Source organism: Streptomyces sp. NPDC002868, assembly GCF_055563295.1.
On record NZ_JBVHDR010000011.1, the window covers coordinates 20,523 to 42,369 of the forward strand.

12 protein-coding genes are annotated in these 21,847 nt (G+C 68.8%); 6 read left to right on the forward strand and 6 right to left on the reverse strand.

Going from position 1 to position 21,847, the window contains the following annotated elements:
* Positions 1–243: 243 nt before the first annotated feature.
* Positions 244–507, reverse strand: coding sequence for a WhiB family transcriptional regulator (locus ACZ3H8_RS28680; protein WP_023541320.1), 264 nt, complete (start codon positions 505–507; stop codon positions 244–246).
* Positions 508–1,189: 682 nt separating this feature from the next.
* On the opposite strand from ACZ3H8_RS28680, the gene ACZ3H8_RS28685 reads away from it, so the two are divergent.
* From ACZ3H8_RS28685 to ACZ3H8_RS28695, 3 genes are read left to right on the forward strand one after another with little or no spacing between them, the layout of a single operon-like run.
* Complete coding sequence (locus ACZ3H8_RS28685; protein WP_467406797.1) at positions 1,190–1,690, forward strand: cysteine dioxygenase; 501 nt, start codon at positions 1,190–1,192, stop codon at positions 1,688–1,690.
* A gap of 13 nt (positions 1,691–1,703) precedes the next feature.
* A complete protein-coding gene (gene cofD / locus ACZ3H8_RS28690; RefSeq protein WP_467406798.1) occupies positions 1,704–2,660 on the forward strand; it encodes a 2-phospho-L-lactate transferase in 957 nt (318 codons plus the stop codon).
* Positions 2,657–3,970, forward strand: coding sequence for a coenzyme F420-0:L-glutamate ligase (locus ACZ3H8_RS28695; RefSeq protein WP_467406801.1), 1,314 nt, complete (start codon positions 2,657–2,659; stop codon positions 3,968–3,970). Before cofD ends, ACZ3H8_RS28695 begins: the two co-directional genes overlap by 4 nt.
* Positions 3,971–4,039: 69 nt before the next feature.
* On the opposite strand, the gene ACZ3H8_RS28700 is transcribed toward ACZ3H8_RS28695, so the two are convergent.
* Together ACZ3H8_RS28700 and ACZ3H8_RS28705 are read right to left on the reverse strand one after the other, a co-directional pair.
* Positions 4,040–4,438, reverse strand: coding sequence for a DUF6188 family protein (locus tag ACZ3H8_RS28700; protein ID WP_467406802.1), 399 nt, complete (start codon positions 4,436–4,438; stop codon positions 4,040–4,042).
* A complete protein-coding gene (locus ACZ3H8_RS28705) occupies positions 4,438–11,682 on the reverse strand; it encodes a polymorphic toxin-type HINT domain-containing protein (RefSeq protein WP_467406805.1) in 7,245 nt (2,414 codons plus the stop codon). Before ACZ3H8_RS28705 ends, ACZ3H8_RS28700 begins: the two co-directional genes overlap by 1 nt.
* Positions 11,683–12,218: 536 nt before the next feature.
* Between ACZ3H8_RS28705 and ACZ3H8_RS28710 the strand changes: the two genes are divergently transcribed.
* Positions 12,219–15,707, forward strand: a complete 3,489-nt coding sequence (locus ACZ3H8_RS28710; protein ID WP_467406806.1) for a DNRLRE domain-containing protein — start codon at positions 12,219–12,221, stop codon at positions 15,705–15,707.
* A 50-nt stretch (positions 15,708–15,757) separates the two neighbouring features.
* Here ACZ3H8_RS28710 and ACZ3H8_RS28715 read toward each other — a convergent pair whose 3' ends face one another.
* The 3 genes from ACZ3H8_RS28715 to ACZ3H8_RS28725 form a co-directional block, all read right to left on the reverse strand.
* Positions 15,758–16,777 carry a DNA-3-methyladenine glycosylase family protein gene (locus ACZ3H8_RS28715; RefSeq protein ID WP_467406809.1) on the reverse strand — a complete coding sequence of 340 codons (1,020 nt, stop codon included), beginning with the start codon at positions 16,775–16,777 and terminating at the stop codon, positions 15,758–15,760.
* Between the two features lie 127 nt (positions 16,778–16,904).
* Positions 16,905–18,020 carry a mannose-1-phosphate guanylyltransferase gene (gene manB, locus ACZ3H8_RS28720; protein WP_356227047.1) on the reverse strand — a complete coding sequence of 372 codons (1,116 nt, stop codon included), beginning with the start codon at positions 18,018–18,020 and terminating at the stop codon, positions 16,905–16,907.
* A 72-nt stretch (positions 18,021–18,092) separates the two neighbouring features.
* The gene (locus ACZ3H8_RS28725) at positions 18,093–19,487 is read right to left on the reverse strand and encodes a peptidoglycan recognition protein family protein (RefSeq protein ID WP_467406810.1); all 1,395 of its coding nucleotides are present in this window, start codon (positions 19,485–19,487) and stop codon (positions 18,093–18,095) included.
* A 127-nt stretch (positions 19,488–19,614) separates the two neighbouring features.
* Here ACZ3H8_RS28725 and ACZ3H8_RS28730 point away from each other — a divergent pair, with 127 nt between their 5' ends.
* Together ACZ3H8_RS28730 and ACZ3H8_RS28735 are read left to right on the forward strand one after the other, a co-directional pair.
* Positions 19,615–20,367, forward strand: coding sequence for a TIGR03089 family protein (locus tag ACZ3H8_RS28730; RefSeq protein ID WP_467406813.1), 753 nt, complete (start codon positions 19,615–19,617; stop codon positions 20,365–20,367).
* A 171-nt stretch (positions 20,368–20,538) separates the two neighbouring features.
* A complete protein-coding gene (locus ACZ3H8_RS28735; RefSeq protein ID WP_467406814.1) occupies positions 20,539–21,846 on the forward strand; it encodes an LCP family protein in 1,308 nt (435 codons plus the stop codon).
* Position 21,847: the final 1 nt, after the last annotated feature.

Sequence of the window (21,847 nt, forward strand, 5' to 3'; positions counted from 1 at the left end):
CCCCGTAGGGGCGTTGGAGCGTCTCGGACGGGGCCCCACACTAACGGCTGGTACACGAACGGTCCGCCGACTGCGGTCATGATGCAGTCGGCGGACCGAGGGTTACGTACCTGCTTGTGGTGTTTCGTCGGGCCCGGGGTGGGGCCTCGGGTCGAGCTTCGGTTACCGGTCGGGCTTCGGATCGGGCCCGGGATCGAGCCCCGGATCGGACTTTGGATCGGGCTTCGGATATCGGTGCGGATTTCAGACGGCGGCCTTCTTCAGCCGACGGCGTTCGCGTTCGGACAGGCCGCCCCAGATCCCGAATCGCTCGTCGTTGGCGAGGGCGTACTCAAGGCATTCGGAGCGGACTTCGCAGGCGAGGCAGACCTTCTTGGCCTCGCGGGTGGAACCGCCCTTCTCGGGGAAGAAGGACTCGGGATCGGTCTGGGCGCACAACGCGCGCTCCTGCCAGCCGAGTTCCTCGTCCGCGTCCTCGACCAGCAGTTGTTCGAACAGCTCGGTCATGTGCGCCCCTCGATCTGTCTTTGCGTCCCCGTGATGTTGCCGTTGTCGATTTTCGGCCGAACGACACGAGTGAAATTACAAGTGTGCGGCTCCGGGCCAGTCAAGCTGAGATCTGCTATTGGGCCCGGTATTCACTCTGCGGAACCAAAGCCATGCGGAAAGTGTTCAAATCATCAAAAACCTGACACATGCCAGAGGCCTGCCCCGCACCCTCCTCTCACGAGGAGAAGACGCCGCAGGGTTCGATCTTGTTGCGATCGAACCATTTAAGCGATCCGGATCACAGTCCGATCACGGGGCCGCAACGACGTTTACGAGCACGGTTGCTGCGCCATGTCTCCGCGGCCACGGCTGCACAAACCTTTCTCCGCACCCAGTAACCGGATGAGGTGAAACATTACCGCCAAATCGGTCATTGAGTTGACAGTAAGGACCCCAGCCGTCACCTTTGATTGCATGCCAGCGACCTCAGCGCACATCGCGACCCCACTCCGTGGGTTCCGCAGCGCTGTCCAGGCGCGCTGTTGCTGTTCCAGCTGTTGATTGCGCCGTAGCGCTCCAGCCACTCACCGCATGCAGCTCAGCCCGCATGCACCGCATGTCCTGCGACACCCTCCCCCCGGACTCCGTCCGGGGCCCCAGCACTGCAACTCACGTTCTCTGCCGAGGAACCACCGCACCCATGAACAGCGACAGCGACCTCCAGATCGCCGGCGACATCCTCGCCGTACAGCACCTGCTCCAGCCCGCCCGCGAGCACCCGGCCACCGTCGCCGACTTCGTGGGGCTGGCCCGCTCCATCGCCGCCGACCGCGCGCAGTGGGCCCACCTCGTCCAGTACGACACCACCTCCCGCTGGTACCACCGGCTGCGCACCGGACCCGGCTACGAGGTGTGGCTGCTGTCCTGGGTCCCCGGTCAGGGCAGCGGGCTGCACGACCACGGACTGTCGTCAGGCGTCCTGACCGTCCTCGACGGCGAGCTCACCGAGCGCAGCGAGCAGGCCTCCCGGTCTCTCGCCGCCGGCGCGCAGCGAGTGTTCGCGCCCAGCTATGTGCACGAAGTCGTCAATGATTCGCTCGAACCGGCCGTCAGTCTGCACATCTACTACCCGGGTCTGACCGAGATGCCGATGCATCATGCCCAGTGCTCCCCGGCCGAACGCGACGTCGTGCCCGCCTGACAGACTGCTGTTCATGCGCATTGTGGTTCTGGCCGGCGGCATCGGCGGCGCCCGTTTCCTCCGCGGTCTCAAGCAGGCCGCGCCCGAAGCGGACGTCACGGTGATCGGCAACACCGGTGACGACATCCATCTGTTCGGGCTGAAGGTCTGTCCCGACCTCGACACCGTGATGTACACCCTCGGCGGTGGCATCAATGAGGAGCAGGGCTGGGGGCGTACGGACGAGAGCTTCCGGGTCAAGGAAGAGCTCGCGGCCTACGGCGTGGGGCCCGAGTGGTTCGGCCTCGGTGACCGCGACTTCGCGACGCACATCGTCCGTACGCAGATGCTCGCCGCGGGCTATCCGCTCAGCGCCGTCACCGAAGCGCTCTGCGCGCGCTGGAATCCGGGCGTGCGGCTGCTGCCGATGTCAGACGACCGCGTGGAGACGCATGTCGCCGTCGAGGTCGAGGGCGAGCGGAAGGTCATCCACTTCCAGGAGTACTGGGTGAAGCTGCGGGCGTCCGTGGCCGCGGAGGCCGTCGTGCCGGTCGGTGCGGACCAGGCGAAGCCCGCGCCGGGAGTGCTGGAGGCGATCGCCTCCGCGGACGTGATCGTCTTCCCGCCGTCCAACCCCGTCGTCAGCGTCGGCACGATCCTGGCGGTGCCCGGGATCCGCGAGGCCATCGCCGAGGCCGGCGTCCCGGTGGTGGGCCTGTCCCCCATCGTCGGGGACGCGCCGGTGCGCGGGATGGCCGACAAGGTGCTGGCGGCGGTGGGCGTGGAGGCGACCGCCGCGGCCGTCGCCCAGCACTACGGCTCCGGGCTGCTGGACGGCTGGCTGGTCGACACGGTGGACGCGGGTGCGGTGGCGGAGGTCGAAGGGGCGGGGATCCGCTGCCGGGCGGTGCCGCTGCTGATGACGGACTTGGACGCGACGGCGGAGATGGCGCGGCAGGCGCTGGAGCTGGCTGAGGAGGTACGGGCGTGAGCCCGCCCTCGTCCTCTCCCTCTCCCTCGTACCGCGTCTGGGCGCTGCCCGGTCTTGGCGAGGTCCGGCCGGGCGACGACCTCGCCAAGCTGATCGCCGCCACGGAGCCGGGGCTCGTGGACGGCGACGTCCTGCTGGTCACGTCCAAGATCGTGAGCAAGGCGGAGGGGCGGGTCGTCGAGGCGGCGGACCGTGAGGCGGCGATAGACGCGGAGACGGTACGCGTGGTGGCGCGACGCGGGCCCCTGCGTATCGTCGAGAACCGGCAGGGCCTGGTGATGGCCGCGGCCGGCGTCGACGCCTCCAACACCCCTGCCGGGACTGTGCTGTTGCTGCCTGCCGATCCTGATACCTCGGCGCGCGCGATCCGCGAGGGGCTGCGGGTGGCGCTGGACGTCGACGTCGGCGTGATCGTCACGGACACCTTCGGGCGGCCCTGGCGCAACGGCCTGACGGATGTCGCGATCGGCGCGGCCGGAGTGCGGGTCCTCGACGATCTGCGGGGTGGGTCTGATGCGCACGGCAATCCGCTGAGCGCGACCGTCGTCGCCACCGCGGACGAACTGGCCGCCGCCGGTGACCTGGTGAAGGGCAAGGCGGAGGGTCTGCCGGTCGCAGTGGTGCGCGGTCTGCCGCATCTGGTCGAGGAGGGCGACGGCGCCCGGGCGATGGTGCGCACCGCCGCGGACGACATGTTCCGCCTCGGTACGTCGGAGGCGGTACGGGAGGCGGTCACCCAGCGCCGTACGGTGCGGGAGTTCACCGACGAGCCCGTGGACGGCGGGGCGGTCCGGCGGGCGGTCGCGGCTGCGGTGACTGCTCCGGCGCCGCATCACACGACGCCGTGGCGCTTCGTACTGCTCGAATCCGCTTCGTCCCGCGCCGAGTTGCTGGACGGGATGCGGGACGCGTGGATCGCGGATCTGCGGCGCGACGGCAAGTCGGAGGAGTCCGTCGCGAAGCGGGTGAAGCGGGGCGATGTCCTGCGCAAGGCGCCGTACTTGGTCGTCCCCTGCCTGGTGATGGACGGCTCGCACTACTACGGGGATCCGCGCCGGGACACCGCCGAACGCGAGATGTTCGTGGTCGCGGCGGGCGCGGGCGTGCAGAACTTCCTGGTGGCACTGGCGGGCGAACGGCTCGGCTCGGCGTGGGTGTCGTCGACGATGTTCTGCCGCGAGGTGGTACGGGATGTGCTGGGCCTGCCGGAAGACTGGGACCCGATGGGCGCGGTGGCGGTGGGACACGCGGCCGCACCGCCGAAGGAACGCCCGGCGCGGCGGTCCGACGCCTTCATCGAAGTGCGCTGACTGAGTCCGAATGCACCGAAAACGGCGGCGGCCCGCTCTGATGAATCTCAGAGGGGGCCGCCGCCGCGTCTACGGAGTGCCGGAACCGAGCACGTTCATGACACACGCTCCGTCTCGGGATGACCAGTCGAAGTCACCGGGCTTCTGAACCCGTACTTCGATCCCGGGATCCTTTCCCCGGACGCTCAGATGGAGCCCCGTCCTGAAGACGACCCGTAGGTTTCCCGTTTTGAACGCCACCGCCGACGCGACGGCGGAGCCCACCACTCTCTCCAGTTCTTCGGTGGGAAGCGGGGTCGCACCCGGCGCTGAAGCCGCCCCCTGCGTCAGCTTCCACGATCCGGAGACCATGATCTCTGTCCCGTCGGCCAGAGTCACGGCCAGCTCTGGACACTCCGCGCCACGCGAGACGGCGACTACCGGGATGCCCCGAAGGCCCAGGATCCATCGATCCTCCAGCTCCTCCATCAATCCTTGTCCTTCAGGTACTCGAAGAGGTTTCCGATCACTTCGCCAGGCTCCCCGCTCGGCATCTGGGGGTACACGTCACCGCTGTCGGTGTCGACGAGCATGTCCGGGTTCCTGTTGCCACCTATCCCGCGCCAGCCACCCTGCGCCTTCACCTTGTGAATGGCGTCCTTGATCTCCTTGGCGGAGTACCCCATCGCCCGCGCGATGGCATTGGGCCGGGACAGAAGCTTGCACGGGTTGCTGTTGTGGACGAGCACTGGTGTGCCGCCCGCGACCACATAGTAGGTGTGCAGGTCTGCCACCGTCAGGTTGTGCACGGTGGAACGCTGGGTCCAGCGGTCCACCGCGACGATCCGGACGGAGGTACCGGAGCCGCTGGAAAGCGTCTGGCCGGCGATCAGGTTCGTAGCGTCGAGCCATTCACCCAGCGCAGGCACCCAGAACGGGTGAGCGTCCGTGGCGGTAATCTGCGCAGTCTTGTCACCGGACGTGCCATCCGAGTCGATTGTGACCCGGACGAGGCGCTTCTCGGCGATGTCCTTGAGCGGTGCCGTGACGGTCCTGATCCCGGTCTCGCCGGTTTCGGGGTCGGTGGCCAGCACCTTGTCCCCGGCCTTGATGTCCTCGATGGGCTTGGTGGTGCCATCGCCCATCAGGACGAGTGTTCCGGGAAGGAAACTGTTGGTGGCGCAGGTCCGGACGACAGTCTCGAGGGCGTCGACGGCCTTGCTGTCTTCAAGGTCCTCGGCCTTGTCGACCACCTTGTAGGTGACCTTGAGCCCCTTAGCGAGCTTGCCTATCGGCAGGTCGAGCGCAGCGGAGCCGCAGGCGGACAACTTTCCGTCGCCGAGGCAGCCCTTCCAGGCTCCCACGTCCGGGGTGACGACGCCCACGATGATGGCAGTGACGATCTTCTGGAACGGGGACTGCTCGTACGAGACCAGGCCCAGTTCCTCGGCAGCCTGGCAGAAGTCGCCCTGCTGGTCAGGGTCGTGGCACTTGCCCTGGGCCCACTGCTTGAGGCGCTCATCCTCCGTCTTGAACTGCGGGAACAGGGCCTGAAGCTCCGCCGCAGGGGGAACCCTCATCTTCTCGATCCAGACGACGCCATCGCCATCTCGCGTGATCTTGACGGTCTTGCCGGGCTTCTGGTCCTTCGGCGGCGGCGGCGTGTAGACGTCGTACATGAACTTGCCGTCGGTGTCGTAGCAGCCTTCCGTCGTGCAGCCCGGGCCGTGGTCCGCGGTCCAGACCGTGTCCGCGCCGCCCGCGCTGCAGCCGTCGCAGAACAGCCCCGACGGGTCGGACGAGCTGATCGGGCTGTTGTTGCTGTACGCGTAGCCGTTCATCTGGAGCGGATTTGCGAAGTCGATCACCGGGTCCACCGAGATGAAGCGGCCGGCCGCCTGGTCGTACTCGCGGGCACCGATGTGGGTCAGGCCCGACGGATCGTCGATGCCGACGCCAAGGTAGGTGCGCTTGTTCGGCCACGATGTCTTGGTGCCGCGAACCTCTCCGTACGGCTTGAACGCCCGGCGGGAGACAGGCTGGTTCGTGGCCATGCCGATGACCGTGTTCGACGTACCCAGGTGGTCGCTGATCAGGACGTCCAGCTTGTGGCCGGTCGTCGCACCGTTCGTGGTGGAGCGCAGGACCGTCGGGGCGCCTGCGTGCGAGTACGAGCGGGTGGCCCGGGTGATCACGCCCGCCGCCGACGTCGTCAGCTCGGTCTCGCCCATGTGGAGGACGCTGCCTGAAGGGCTGTTCTCCAGCAGACGGTTGCCCGCGGCGTCGTACACGTACTTCGTGGTGACGCCGTCGTCCGTGATCGTGTCGAGCTTGTTCTCCCGCGTCCAGGTCAGCTGCTGCGTGGTGGCGGGCAGGTCACGGACCTTGGTGTTGCCCACGGAGTCGTACTGGTAGGTGCTGCCATCCCCGGCGGTCGTGGAGCTGACGAACGCCAGCGTGTGCGGCTGGATTTTGAAGGGCGGGTTGGGGCCGTTGCCCGCGACCGTCGTGCCGTAGCCGTAGGTGCGGGTGACGTCCTTCGTCGGGTCGGCCGGGTCGTGGACCGTGAGCTTGGCCCGGTTGCCGGTGACGTCGAAGGAGTAGCTGTCCCAGTAGCCCGTGGTTCCGCCGGAGACCGTGCCGTTCACCGGGCCCGCGTTCTTCAGTGAGTCGGCGAGCGCGGTGTCCGGGGTAGTGGCGTCGCCGACGGTGTCCGGCGCCTCCGCGACCGGACCGCGCGTGGCCAGGCCGTCGCTCCGGTAACCCCAGGACCAGCCGCCCGGGCTCTGGCAGGCCGCGCCGCCCGCCGACGAGGGCAGGTTCGAGGTCCAGGCGTGGACAAGCTCGCCCATCGCGTCGTACGTGAAGCACTGGTTGTCGTTCGTCGCCGCGCCGGTCGTCGGATCGGACATCTTGTGGCCGATCGAGGTGATCTTTCCGGCGTAGTCGTAGGAGTAGCGGGTGTCGCTGACCCGGCTCTTCGCGGTCTCCCGGTCGACGACGGTGCGCTGCAGCTGGCCCGTGTTGTTGTGGAGGAAGTTGGTGGTCCACACCCGGTAGGGCTGCGGGCCGCTGACCGTGCGCATCGGTTCGCCGTACGGCGAGTACGTGACGTCCGCGGTGTACCAGGTGGCGCCCGAGGTGGATTCGGGCAGGCCGTCCTCGTTGTAGCGGGTGACGACCTTCTCCGCGGCCAGGCCGCCCTTCGCCGGCAGGGTGGCCGTCAGCGGCTTCCCGGTCGGCGTGTACGTGTAGGAGTACGCGTACGTGCCGGAGATCCCGGTGGTCATGCTGTTCGCCGGGATGACCGTCTCGTTGCCGGTCGGCCGGTACCCGATGTCGTAGCCCGTGATGCGGTTGACGTAGTCGCCGCTCGCGTCGTGCCGGGTCGAGGAGACGGGCAGGCCGAGCGCACCCGGCAGGGTGTCATACGTGTACGACTTGGTGGGGGCCGCCGTGGCGGAGCCCTCGCGAACCGCGGAGACCCGGCTCAGTTGGTCGTACGAGGTGAAGACGGTGCTGCGGGAGTCGGTGACGCTGACGGGTCGGTCGGCCTCGTCGTAGGTCGTCGTCGTGGTCCCCATGTCAGGGTCCGTGCTGGAGACGACCCTGCGGCGGGCGTCGTAGATGGACGACCAGACGTTGCCCGCCGGGTCGGTCACCTTGGTCTGGTTACCCCGGGCGTCGTACCCGTACGTCGTCTCGCGCGACAGCGACGAGTTCGTGTTGGTGTAGTGCAGGATCTTCGTGACCCGGCCCATGGCGTCGGTGAACGTCTTGGTGGCGGGGTCGCTGACGCCTGCCGGGCGGACGTAGGTGGTCGTATCGCCGTACGTGGTCGAGTCGTTGTGCAGGAACGTGGTGCCGTGGTAGGTCGCCACCCGCACCGGGCGCTCAAGGCCGTCGAAGAACGTCCTGGTCAGGCTGGGGACGAGGCTGTCCGACTGGCGCTTGAAGAGCGAGGTCGCCGGCTCGCCCTTGGCCAGGTAACCGCTGGTCTGCTCCCAGGCCTTGCCGTGGTCGTTGTACCGCGTGTCCGTGACGATCCGGCCCGGACCGTGCGCCTGCGACTGGGTCTGCACCGGGCGCATCAGGCCGTCGTAGATGGTGACCTGCTTGGCCGAGGTCCCGTCGTCTTTGATGGTCTGCACGGTGACGGCCGAGGGTTTGGTCACGGACGTGGACGCGTCGGCCATCTGGTAGGCGATCTGCACGTCCGGATCCTGGTTGCCGGAGGAGCGCGCAGGGGACCAGCCCTTGACCAGCCGGCCGAAGACGTCGTATTCGTTGCGCGCCGTACGGCCGTTGGGGTCGGTGGCCGTCATCGGCAGTCCGCGGCCGGGGTCGAACGTTGTGGTGTTGGAGTGGCCCTTGGGGTTGATGGTCTTGATCGACGTCACCGGACCACCGGAGTCACCCGGGGTGTACTGGGTCTCGGTCGTGCCGAGCAGGGGCTTGGTGACCTTGCGGATCCGGCCCAGGGGGTCGTACTGCATCGTCGTGAGCACCGCGTAGGCGGTGCCCTCGCCGTTGGTGTCGGCGGTGGTCGTGGCCAGCCCCTTCACCGGCTCGGCGCCGTAGGCCAGTCCGTCGTAGTGGATGCGGGACGCGCTGATCAACTGGGTGCCCGGGTCGGCGCCGGCGTAGTCGGCGCAGGAAGTGGCCGTCGTCCGCACGTCCTTGGTCAGGCCGATCAGATGCCGGGCGACGCTGTTCGCGTAGGACGTCTTCGTGCAGGTGTAGTCGCTGAGCGTCTCACCGGTGCCGTTCGGCTTGACCACGGCCGTCTGCGTCTGGATGGGCAGTCCGTACGTAGTGTCGTGCTCGGTTGTGGTGCGCACCCCTTGCCAGCTGGAGCCGACCGTCTGGATCGTGTCGACCTGCTTGATGCCGGACCGGTGTGCGAGCAGCGCTCCGGCGCCGCCGTCGCGAGCGCGGGAAGCCGTCTGCACGGACCACGGTTGGGTGAGGGTGCGGCTGAGGATACGGCCGCCGGCTCCGCTGTACTTGATGGACTCGGCGACCATCCCGGCGTACTGGTCCTGGTCGTCAGCGACGAGCGTGACCGTGCCGGTGGAGTCCTTTACGGCGCCGCCCGCGCCTCGCAAGTAGCGGGAGACCGCGTACGACTGGGTCTCGGGGTCGGTGCTCTTGGAGCTCTTGGTCTCGTTGCCCTTGACCGTGGTCACCGTCTGGTAGCCACGCCATTCGCTGTACGTGCGCAGATCGGGCTTGGTGAACTCGTCGTCGCTCTTGCCCCAGGCAGCGTCCGCGTACTTGTACTTGGTGACGACGCGCGCCGAGACGCCGGTGATCCGATCGGTCTCGATCACGGTGTCGGCGACGTACTTGTTGAACCACGCGAGCTTGGGCAGCTTCTCCTCGCCGTCCGGGGACCAGCGCACGGGGTAGCAGGTGCCGTTGTTGTCCTCGGGGGCCACGCTCGGCTGGACCTTGCAGCCGCCGCGGTAGATGACCTCGATGTCGCCGCCGTGCTCGGTGGAGACGGTGCCGATGCGGGGGCGCTTGAAGCCGGGGCGGGCGTCGTTGCCGTCCCGGGGGACGAGGTTGGGGAGCTGCTGGTCCTTGAGGTGCCTCAGCGGATCGTTCGGGCCGACCACATACTTCTCGAAGCTGACGCCCGACTCGGTCAGGAGGGTGCCGCTGGTGGCGCCGGGGGCATAACCGTAGCGGGTGATCGAGTTGAGCCACAGCCCCGGGGAGGTGTCGTACCAGTCACGCGGGAAGGAGTGGTTGAGGACGAACGTGTCGACCCTCTGCAGACCGGTGGTGCCGGGGCGGTGCGCGAACGTCTCGATCTTGCCCAGGCGCATCCGGTTCCAGAAGGACGGGAAGGCCGGGCACAGCTTCGAGGTGGACTTGCAGTTGAGGTTGCCGGGGCTGTCCCACCAGTAGCGGTAGGCGGCCGGGTCGTCGGTCTTGTCGAAGTTCTCGGACGCGCAGACGGTGGCACTCTCCAGGCAGCGCTGGGAGAGGTAGAAGTTGACCTTGGCGGTGGGGGTGCCCCCGAGGTTGTCGTCGCGCAGTCCGTACTCGATGGAGTCGGGCAGACCGCCGCGGACGTACTTCTCGGGGGTCTCGGTCTTCTCGTTGACGGCGTAGTAGTTCGTCGACTGGTGCCAGTTGACGACCATCGCGTTGCCGTGGACGTCGACGACCTTGTCCAGACCCCACTGCCAGGCCTGCTGCTTCTGGGTGTCGCTGTTGCAGCGGGAGGCGGCGAAGGTCGAGGCGTGGCAGGGCTCGCCGGGGTGGTTGCCATAGACGGGAACGGTAAAGACCGAACCGGAGTCCGCGTGGCCGCCGCCGATCTTGTTCAGCCCGTAGAAGTACTTGGTGCCATCGGTGGTGGTGACTACCCAGTGCTCGCCGTTGTTGTCGCCGTTGCTTCCGCCGGTCTTGAGCTGGGCACGGGTGCCGTCGTCGTCCTTCGGGCGGTAGATGTCGGAGTCCGGGCTCTCCCGCACCAGCTCGACGGTCTTCCCGCCGAGCGACATCACGGCGTTGGACGAGACCCAGCACAGGTCGGACGTCTCATCCTTCTTCGCCGTGTTGTTGGGCGTGTTCCCGTTGACGGCCTTGGTGTCGTCCTTGCAGGTGCGGTAGCGGCGCTGGATGTGGCCCGGGTCGTAGTCCCAGCCCTCGCCGATCCAGGAAGCCTGGGGCGAGGATGTGGCGGTCCGGCCGTCCACCGCCTGGGAGTTGTAGCCAAGTGCGATCTTCGGCGCGGGGCCGGCCGGAGTCGGCGGCACGGTGATCGGGTACGACCAGGTGAAGGCGCCGGAGGAACTGCCCGCGGCCCACTGGCCGTTGGAGATCAGCGGGGTGGCCTTGAAGGAGCCACCCTCGCCCGCGCCCGAGTCGACGGCGCCGAGGACGGCCCGGTCGCCGCCCGTGGTTGCGGACGTCGCGGCGGGCTTGACGTACGCGGCCTGCATGACACCGGAAGGCGTCGACCCCAGCTGCGGCGCCGCGGCCGGGGTAACGGTGCCGTCCGCCGCCGTGTCGACCGTGGCCGTGATCGACTTGGTCTTGGAGTCGTTGACCGTCTCCAGCTCCTCGTACGCCCGGCACTCCTCGACCGCGGGGGTCGTCAGATAGCACTCGGGGAACTGGACGAAGCGCAGCCGGGAGGACCAGTCGGCGCCATAGAGGTTCTGGTACGCCTTGTAGTCCAGCTGGACGGAGACGGGGACGGAGCCGGAAGCAGGCGCGGTCACCGTGAGCAGCGCGCCGTCGATGCCCTTGGCGAGCGGGTCGGCGCGGTCGGTGATCGACACCTGCCAGGTGCCGGTGGGGGCCTCCGCGCCGGTGGCCTGGCCGAGCTTCACCGGGAGATCTTCGGCGGGCTCGAGCGCCACAGGGGTGGCCGAGGCCGTGCCGGTGGTGAACGCCGCGGGCTGGACGGGGGCGCTGAACTCGACGTTGCCCGTGTCGGCCTTGGGCGGGGTGGTGGTGCCCGCCGGGGCCTCGGACTGCGTCACGGGGGCTTCGGCGCCGATACGCGCGAGGCCGGCGTTTCCGCTCTTCTCCGGGACGAACTGCCCCTTGGGGAGGGCCTCCAGGACCAGTTCCTCGCGCGGGACTTCGTCGCTGGCGGGGTCCGGTGGCAGGGCTATTGCCTGAGCCGGAAGGGTCAGGGCGAGCAGTACGGCAGCGGCCGGCACCGAGAGGGCGCGCAGACGTCGGCGTACGGACGGCAGAGCTGGCACAGCGAAGTCCCCCCGGACGACAAAAAGCGGCGCCTGGGCAGACCGCGGGTGAAGTCAATGAATGGGGCGATTGTGTGGGGCAGTCGTGAAGAAAGACCAGACCACAAGTGATCAAGTGATGGTGATCACAGCAACAAATCGGCCATGTCCATCGCAGGATCATGGTTAAGCCGCAAGACCCGGCGAGCCGTGCCTCATCAGGGAATTCAAGCCTTCTGCCGCATTACGGAGCCCACCGTCCACATGGCCTGAAATCACCCTGGATTATGCCCGGATTCGCGACGGAAAGGCCCAATCTCCGACTGCGGCTCATCGCCTTGTCCGCCAGGGCGACATCTCTTTGGCTCACTTCAGAGACGGACCAGCCCCAACGGCGGTTCCCTCGCCGACACGTGACGGCCGATCCGGCGTGGGTCATGATCTGCTCGCATCCGTCACGCCCGGGCCCGCCTTGCTGTGCCCGCGTGACCAGCTACAGGAGGCCGGTCGGCGGTATGCCGTAACTGGTTTCCGAGGGGGGAAAGGGAACCTCGCTCATGACGAGCAGATGGCGCCGCATGCCCGGACGCCGACCACTCGCCGCGGTCGCGGCCGCCGTCGTCCTGGCCTCCGGCCTCACCTACGTGGGCCTGAACAGCCACGAGGAGCAGCGGCCTTCGGCCAAGCCACGCAGCCGGCAGAGCGCGCCGCTGAGTGAGGCCGATGCCGCAGTGAAGGCCAAGAAGTCCGGCAAGGCGGTTGAGGCGACCGCGCTGCGCACGTCGTACGCCACCACCTGGGCGATGCCCGACGGGCTGATGCACCGGCGCATCCACGCCAGCCCGATCCGCGCCAAGGTCGACGGCGTGTGGAAGGCCATCGACACCGATCTGGAGCGAGTGGAGGGCGGCTGGGCCCCCAAGGCCACCAACGTCCGCATGGTCTTCTCCGCGGGCACCAAGGCCAAGGGGGGCACCAAGGCCAAGGGCGGCAACCGCGCGTCCCGCGACTCCGTGCGGCGCGTCTCGCTGCTGCCGGGGGCGATCACGCCCGGCACCGGCAACACCCTCGCCACCATCACCGTCGACGGCCATGACATCGTGCTGGCGTGGCCGGGTGCCATTCCCACGCCCATCATCGACGGCCCGCGCGCGCTCTATCCGGAGATCCTCCCGGGCGCGGATCTGGTCCTGACCTCGGACGACAACGGATTCGCCCAGCTGCTCGTCGTGAAGAACCGGACGGCGGCCGCCGATCCCCGGGTCGCGCGCCTGGCCTACGGGCTCTCCTCTCCCGACCTCAACTTCTCCCTGGACCCGGTGTCCGGCATCGTCAGCGCACAGGACCAGGGCGGCAATGACATAGCCGAGTCCCCGACCCCGCTGATGTGGGACAACTCGGGCGTCCCGGCGCTCACCGACGGGCAGGCGGGCAGCGATGCCACCCCGGCACCCGAGGTGCTGCCCTCCGAGTCTGCCGGGACGACGCCGGATCCCGCGGAGTCGGAGACGGCCACTCCCGAACCCTCGGACTCCGTCCAGGACGGCGATGTGGAAGACCCCTTCAAGGAGGTGCTCCCCGAGGCCTCCGACGAGGCGCCGGACCCGTCCGCCACCGAACCCGGATCAACGGTCCCGCCCATTCCGTCCGAGCCGTCCCCGGAGCCCTCGCAGACCGGCGCCGCGGCCACCCTCTCCCTGCCCTCGCTCAACGGCCCTCAGCCGGACTCCAACGGCACGCTCGTGGAAACACATCTGGACGACGGCAACTGGGTGTTCATCCCGGACCAGGACTTCCTCGCCGACCCCAGCACGGTCTACCCGGTGTTCATCGATCCCTCGGTCAGCAAGCACACCAACGACTGGACCACGGCGTACAGCCGGCACCCCTACGCGAACTTCTACAACGGCAAGAACTTCAACAAGGGCGGCACGCACGAGGCCCGGGTCGGCTTCGAGTCCGACACCTGGGGCACCTCGCGTTCCTTCTTCACCATCGACTGGGACCGCGACCTCAAGGGCGCGACCGTCAGCAAGGCCACTCTGCGGGCCCTGAACACCTACTCCTGGTCCTGCCAGGCGCGCAGCATGTCCGTGCACCTCACGGGCTCGGTCAGCTCCAAGACCAATTGGAAGAACGCGCCGTCGATGAACGACGGCAACAAGATCGGCCGGGACAGCTTCGCGCACGGATACAAGAGCAACTGCCGTGACGACTATGTCGCCTTCGACGTCAAGTCCACGGCCCAGCGCGCGGTGAAGGGCGGCTGGCCGACGATGACCATCGGCTTCAGGGCGACCGACGAGAACTCCCAGTACTCCTGGAAGAAGTTCCAGGCGAACGGCGGCAGCGACCCGTACATCGACCTGAGCTACAACCGTCCGCCCGACCCGCCCACCGGCCTGGACCTCGACCCCGGCCTGAGCTGCGACACGACGTATCCGTACATCAACCTCGGCTCCTCCTCCCTCACCCTGTGGGCCGACGCGAGCGACAAGGACGACAATCTCGCGGCGGTCCAATTCGATCTGTGGCCCACCGGAGGCAGCACCGCCAACCTGCTCGGCAGCAAGGGCAGGGTGTCGGTCGGCAGCCAGACCAGCTCGGCGAGGGTGCACACCGACCCCTTCTCCACCAGCGGCCTGAAGAACGGCACCAGTTACTCGTGGCGTGCCAAGGCTGTCGACAAGTTCGGCGCGACCTCTGGGTATTCGCCCTCGAAGACCCCGTGCCGGTTCGTGTTCGACAGTGCCAAGCCGTCGCCGCCGACCGTCACCTCGCCGCACTTCCCGGACGCCGACGCCAAGGACAACGGCTTCAACAACGAGGCCGAGGACTCGAAGTGGAGCACGGTCAAGTTCGGCACCGCGGGCTCCTTCACCTTCAAGGCCGCGCAGACCGATGTGGTGAAGTTCGAGTACGGCTTCAACCAGGCCTCGTACCCCTTCTCGGTGCCGCGCACGAACGGCGCTGCCGTCACCACACTGACCACGGTGTCCAATGCCAAGCCCCCACTCGCCGGACCCAACGTCCTGTATGTGCGAGCGGTGGACGACGCCGGGCATGTCTCGGAGCCGCTGAAGTACTTCTTCTACGTCACCCCGCGCGACCAGGCCGACAAGCCTGGCGACTTCACCGGTGACGCGCTCCCCGACCTGCTGGTCGTCGACGCCAACGGCAACCTGCGGCTGTACGCGTCCGAGTCAACGACCGACCTCACGAAGGGCACCGGTGACCTGGACTACTCCATGTCCGGTGCGTACAAGGGGAATCCGGCCAAGGACCCGAACGGCGACGACGGGCTCCCCGTCTATGTCGCGGCCCCGTCCGGGTACTGGAAGAACACCCTCATCACCCACCTCGGCGACATCTACGGCGGCGACGGTCTGCAGGACCTGGTCGCCCGCCGGGAGGGCAAGCTGTGGGTGTATCCCGGTGACGGATACGGCGGCGTGAACATCGACAAGCGCCAGCAGATCCTGCTGCCTTCGAACGCGCCCGCCCCGGACAGCATCACCCAGATCGTCTCCGCCGGAGATGCCACGGGCGACGGCAAGGCCGACTTCTTCCTCACCGTCGGCGACGCCTTCTGGGTGCTGATCGGCTACAACGGCGCCTCCGTCGAGCAGGCGACCCAGCTGTCCAGCTCCCCGTGGACGGAACGCGACATCGTGACGGTCCAGGACGTCACCGGCGACGGAGTCACCGACCTCATCTACCGGACCGATGTGACCGGGCGACTCCTGCTGCGTACGGGCAAGGCGGGCGCCTCAGGCGGCGTCGACCTCAACTCGCTGGCGGCCGGGGCCAATTCGGCCAAGGGCGTGGACGAGCAGTACGGCGCCTCCGCCTGGGCCACCAGCAATATCCGGCTGCTTGTGGGCACACCCGACGCCAACAAGGACGGCATCCCTGACATCTGGACACTGCGGGCGGACGGTGCCGTCCGCTTCTACGCGGGGACGCGTGGCGAGATGACGCACGGCGGAGTCGAGATCGTCGGCAACAGTGACGGCGGCTGGAAGAACAAGATGGCCATCGGCTGACGCAGGTGAGGCATGGGGCCCGGTCGGTTTCCGACCGGGCCCTCGTCGTTCTACAGCGCGCCGATGTCGACGCGTGGCATCTTCGGCTTGCGGCGGGGCGGGGTGCGGCCGCCGAGAAGGATGAGGCGGGCGGCGCGGTGGCGCTGGCCCGTGTAGGGGGCGAGGAGTTCGAGCATCGCCGCGTCGTCGGCGTTGCGGTCGTCCGCGAGTGCGTAGCCGACGATGCCGGGCAGATGCAGGTCGCCGACGGTGACCGCGTCAGGGGCGCCGTTGCTGCGCTGGACCGTCTCGGCGGAGGTCCAGGGACCGATGCCGGGGATCAACTCCAGTCGTTCCTGGGCCTGTTGGGGCTCCATCGCCGCTGCCTCCTCCAGACGGCGGGCGACGCGGACCGCGCGCAGGATGGTGGAGGCGCGCTTGTTGTCGACGCCGGCGCGGTGCCACTCCCAGGACGGGATCATCCGCCAGGCGGACGAGTCCGGCATGACATGCATACGGTGCGCACCGTCGGCCGGCCCGGGGGCGGGCTCGCCGTACTTCCGTACGAGCAGCCGCCAGGCGCGGTACGCCTCGTCCGTGGTGACCTTCTGCTCCAGGATCGAGGGGATCAGGGACTCGAGGACCAGTCCGGTGCGGGTGAGGCGGAGGCCGGGGCAGCGACGCTGGGACGCGGCGACCAGGCGGTGGCGGGGCTCGAAGAGGTCCGGCTCGTCCTGCGCCCCGAGCAGCTCCGGCAGCCGGCCGAGCAGCCACTGTGCGCCGGGGCCCCACGCTTCGGCCTCGGCCTGCGCGGCTGCCGGCCGGAGGGCGACCCGGAGGGTGCCGGGGCCGTCGGGCGTACGGGTTGCGCGCCAGACGGAGCCGTCGGGGGTGGTACGGAAGGTGGGGTCGGCGGGCCCACGGCGGAGGGGGCCGAGGACGAGGCCGAGGTCGAGGGGGCCGGGCGGGGTCCAGCGGCGGGTGTGGGACGCGGACGCCTGTCTGGGGATGCCGGTGGGGGCGGGCACGGTGGTGTGACCGCCTCGCACGGTGGTGCGGGTGGGTTGGTTCTGTGCGAAGCGTCCTGCCACGGTGACGAGACTACGGGCCCGCGTCGCCCGCGGCGGGCTTTCCCCTGACTGGGGGCAGTGTCCTCAATCGCCGGACGGGCTTGATTTCCGCCGGCGATTGAGGCGCGGGGTCCGGGGCGGAGCCCCGCTACTGGTCGGACGAGAAGCGCACCGACGCCCGCGGCAGCACCGCGTCGCACCACACCCTCGCGCCCTCGCGCAGTTCGTTGTCCGCCCCCACCACCGCGCCGTCGCCGATCACCACACCCGACAGCACCGTGCGCGCGCCGATTCGGGCGCCCGCGCCGATGAGGGAGGAGGAGATCACCGCGCCCTCCTCCACGATCGCGCCCTCCAGGACCGCGCTGCCGTCGATGCGGGCGCCTTCTGCGATCACCGCGTTCGCGCCGATGACCGTGCCGCCGGTGAGCTTGGCGTCGGGGGCAACCGACGCCGAGGGCAGGACCAGGCGGTCGCCGCGGCGGCCCGGGACCGCCGGGGACGGTGCGCGGCCCAGCACCAGGTCGGCCGAGCCGCGGACGAAGGCCTGCGGGGTGCCGAGGTCCAGCCAGTATGTGGAGTCGACCATGCCCTGGAGGTGGGCTCCCGAGGACAGCAGGTCGGGGAACGTCTCGCGTTCCACCGAGACCGGGCGGCCCGTCGGGATCGTGTCGATGACCGAGCGGCGGAAGACGTACGCGCCCGCGTTGATCTGATCGGTGACGATCTCCTCGGGGGTCTGCGGCTTTTCGAGGAAGGCCGTGACCCGGCCGCTCTGGTCCGTCGGGACCAGACCGAACGCCCGCGGGTCCTCGACCTTGGTGAGGTGGAGGGAAACGTCCGCGCCCGACGAGCGGTGCGTGGTGACCAGCGCCTCGATGTCCAGGCCTGTCAGGATGTCGCCGTTGAAGATCAGCACGGGGTCCTCGGGGCCCGACCGCAGCCGGGAGGCGACATTGCGGATCGCGCCGCCCGTGCCGAGCGGTTCCTCCTCGGTGACGTACTCCAGGTGGAGACCGAGCGCGGAGCCGTCTCCGAAGTACGGCTCGAAGACCTCCGCCAGATACGACGTCGCCAGCACGATGTGCTCGACGCCCGCCGCCCTGGCCCGTGCCAGTTGATGCGTGAGGAACGGGACGCCCGCCGCCGGAACCATCGGCTTGGGCGTGTTGACGGTGAGCGGGCGCAGCCGGGTGCCCTTGCCGCCGACCAGGAGGATCGCTTCTGTCACCTTGTCGTCTCTGCTTCCTGCTGGGGCCGGCATGGTCACTCGTCTTGGTCACTCGTTCGAGACCGGCCAGTTTATGCAGCTGGTTGGTGCGGTCCGTTCCCTGTTTCAGGCGCGTCCCTGGTACTTGGCCGAGGCACTCCGAGCGGTGCCGAGCCTGCTGTAGAGGAGGGCCCCCGGACAGTCCGTGAAGAATCCGTCCCGATGCCCGGAAATGACATTGAAGTTGACCCTTACCCCCTTCGCGTACTTACCGCTCCCTCCCGACGTCAGCACCACCTTGCCTCGCGGATTGCCGCCGTACAGCCCTAGCTTCCAGGCGGTCAGCCGGGCGACCGCGGTGACGGCGGCGGCCGGTGGGGTGGAGAAACTGTACGTGCCGAGCACGGCAATTCCCACGCTATTCGTGTTAAATCCCAGCGTGTGCGCGCCGAGAACCGCCTTGGCCACGCCTCCCGCGCGCCCCTCGTAGATGTTTCCGCACTTGTCGACGGCGAAGTTGTAGCCGAAGTCGCGCCAGCCACTGCTCACGACGTGGTAGCGGTAGATACTGCGCAGGACGGAGGGCGCCTGCGCGCAGGTGTAGTTGTTTCCGGTGGCGCTGTGGTGTACAAAAGCGGCTTTCACGGACGTCGTGTAGACGAAGGTCTTCTCGCGCAGCGACTCGTCGGCGCCCCATCCCTGGCGAGTGATGATGCGCGGACGCGGTCCGATGTACGGCGTCGCGCCTGCGACGGCCGGGTCCGCCTCAGCTTCTGTCTCGGCTCGTGACAGTTCCGGGAGCACGTTCCCGTCCGGGGGTGCGAGTGCGGGTTCGGTCGCCCGGCCGGCTCCCGCGGGTGCGGGTTCCTCGGGCGCGGGTTCGTCGGACGCGGGCTCCTCAGACGCCGGTTCCTCGGACGCGGCTCCCTCGGACGCGGGCGCCGCGGGCGCCGGTTCCTCGGACGCGGGCTCCACGGGCGCGGCTCCCTCGGACGCGGGTCCCTCGCCCGGGTCCACGAGTTCGAGGCGCAGGCCCTCGGGCAGTGGTGGCGTTCCGGCCGCGTCCGAACGTACGCGGACCTCCACGCCGTCCGATTCGCCCACCCACAGCGGGGCCGTGGAGCCACGCACCTTCCCCGACTCGCTCTCCGCGCTGTCCGGGTCCGCGCCGTGCTCGTGGTTGTGGGTCTCCACGTCCTGCCAGCCGGACCATTCGCCGGAGCCGACGGCGCGGGTTCGGACCTGGACCGTGCCGTGCAGTTCGGCGTTCACGTCGTCCCAGACGACGCCGACGAGGTAAAAGGGTCTGACATCACGTTCCGTCACCCCCTGTTCCGTCGCCGGGCCGCGGGACCGGTCCGACGCCCCCTCCCCGATCGGCGCCAGCGGCAGCGACTGGGTGGAGCCGGGCAGATCCGGCACCTGTGGGGGCGCGGCGGCCGCGCCAGAGAGCAGCGAGAGCGGAAATATCAGCGCGGCTATGCACGCGACGCCGACGGAAGAAGCAAGAAATCCACGCATGATGACGATCCTGAGCCGGGGTCGCCGACTCCGCTATCCGGGAAACTGACCGCCCATCGGTCCGACCGGAGGACCCCGTCACCGGTACGGCGGCTTCCCGCCCGCCCCGCCGCGTACCCTTGCGCGGGTGAACGCCAGCGACCGTACCCCTGCCGACCTGCTGCGATCCGCGCTCGCCGCGGACCCGGCGCGCCCCTTGGTCACTTTCTACGACGACGCCACCGGTGAGCGGGTCGAATTGTCCGTGGCCACCTTCGCCAATTGGGTGGCAAAGACGGCGAATCTACTCCAGGGCGACCTGGCCGCCGGGCCCGGCGACCGGCTCGCGCTGCTGCTTCCCGCGCACTGGCAGAGCGCGGTCTGGCTGCTCGCCTGCTCCTCGGTCGGCGTGAGCGTCGAGGTGGGCGGCGACCCGGCGGACGCGGATCTCGTGGTCAGCGGTCCGGACACGCTGGAGGAGGCGCGCGCCTGTTCCGGGGAGCGGGTGGCGCTCGCGCTGCGGCCGCTTGGCGGGCGGTTCCCGCAGCCGCCGGCGGGCTTCGTCGACTACGCGGTGGAGGTGCCCGGTCAGGGCGACCGTTTCGCGCCGTACGCACCGGTGGATCCGTCCGCGCCCGCGCTCACCGTGGGCGGCAGGGAACTGACGGGCGCCGAGCTGGTGGAGCGGGCCCGCGCGGACGCGGCCGGCATGGGCCTTGCGCCCGGCTCGCGGCTGCTGACGGGACGCGGGTACGACTCGTGGGAGGGGCTGTCGGCCGGGCTGTACGCGCCGCTTGCGGCTGGTGGGTCGGTGGTGCTCTGCCGAAACCTCGGCGAGCTGTCCCAGGAGGGCCTCGAGAAGCGGATCGAGAGCGAGCGCGTCACGAACACCGCGGTGTGACAACCCTCTGAGGTCCACTCGTGTGGCGCACACCCGGGCCGAGCCCCCCGGCCTGAGCGTCAACTCCGGTGGATGATCGGCGATACGCGTGCTTCAACGCACAACCAAGCGCGAGGTTCAGCCGTCTAGTCCTGCGATCGGCGACCCAGCGCGCCGCCGACGCCATGAAGGATGGACGCAGACGTGACGGACAGTGCTGGCACGCCCGCCGAACCGGACGGCCCGGCCGATGACGAGCCGCCGACCGGAACGCGCGGGCCTGGTAGTACGGGCGAGGCTGATACCGGCGAGGGTCCGGCAAAGGCGGACGCGGCCGGCGCGGACGCAGAAACCCCCAACCGCAAGCATCACTTGCTGCGTTGGATCGCCCTCGGTACCGCCGCCGTCGTCCTCGCCGCCGCCGCCGTCGGATGGTGGTTCTACCGCAAGTTCGACGCCAACATCACCACCGACATCACCGCGGCCTCCGAGCTCGAGGCGTACGAGAAGGAGCGGCCCAAGGCCCTCGCGCGCGACGCGAAGAACATCCTGCTCCTCGGCTCCGACACCCGCTCCGGCGAGGGCAACAGCAAGTACGGCCGCGACGACGGCGGCAGTCAGCGCTCCGACACCACGATCCTGCTGCACATCTCCGGGAACCGGAAGAGCGCGACGGCGATGTCCATCCCGCGTGACCTGATGGTCAGCATCCCGAGCTGCCGCAAGCCCGACCACACCCGTACGAAGGCACAGTTCGCGCAGTTCAACTGGGCGTTCGAGTTCGGCGGCGCGGCCTGCACGATCCGTACCGTCGAGCGGTTCACCGGCGTCCGCATCGACCACCACATGGTGGTGGACTTCAGCGGCTTCAAGGGCATGGTCGACGCCGTGCACGGGGTCGAGATCTGCCTCAAGGAGCCGATCGACGACGCGGACGCGCACCTCAAGCTGCGCGCGGGCAAGCAGACGCTGCGCGGCGAGCAGGCCCTCGGTTTCGTACGGGCCCGCAAGTCCATCGGCAACGGCAGTGACACCGAACGCATGGAACGCCAGCAGCAGTTCCTCGGCGCACTGGTCAAGAAGGTGCAGAGCAATGGCGTACTGCTCAATCCGACCCGGCTCTTCCCGGTACTGGACGCGGCTACCAAGTCACTGACCACCGACCCGGGTCTGAGCTCGCTGAAGGATCTCTACGAACTAACCCGCTCAATCCGTAGCATTCCAACCGAAAAGGTACAGTTCCTCACCGTTCCGCGGCAGCCGTACAGCGCCGACCCGAACCGCGACGAGCTCGTGGAGCCCGACGCGGCTCAGCTCTTCAAGCGACTGCGCGAGGACATGCCTGTCACCGTCGCCCCGGACAAGGACAACGGGGAAAGGCCCTCGCGGAAGAAATCCTCGCCCGACGAAAAGCCGGACGACAGCGGGTCCGCGACACCGACACCGACACCGACACCGGTTTTCTCCGGCACGACCGCCGCCGAGAGCACGTGCGAGTAAA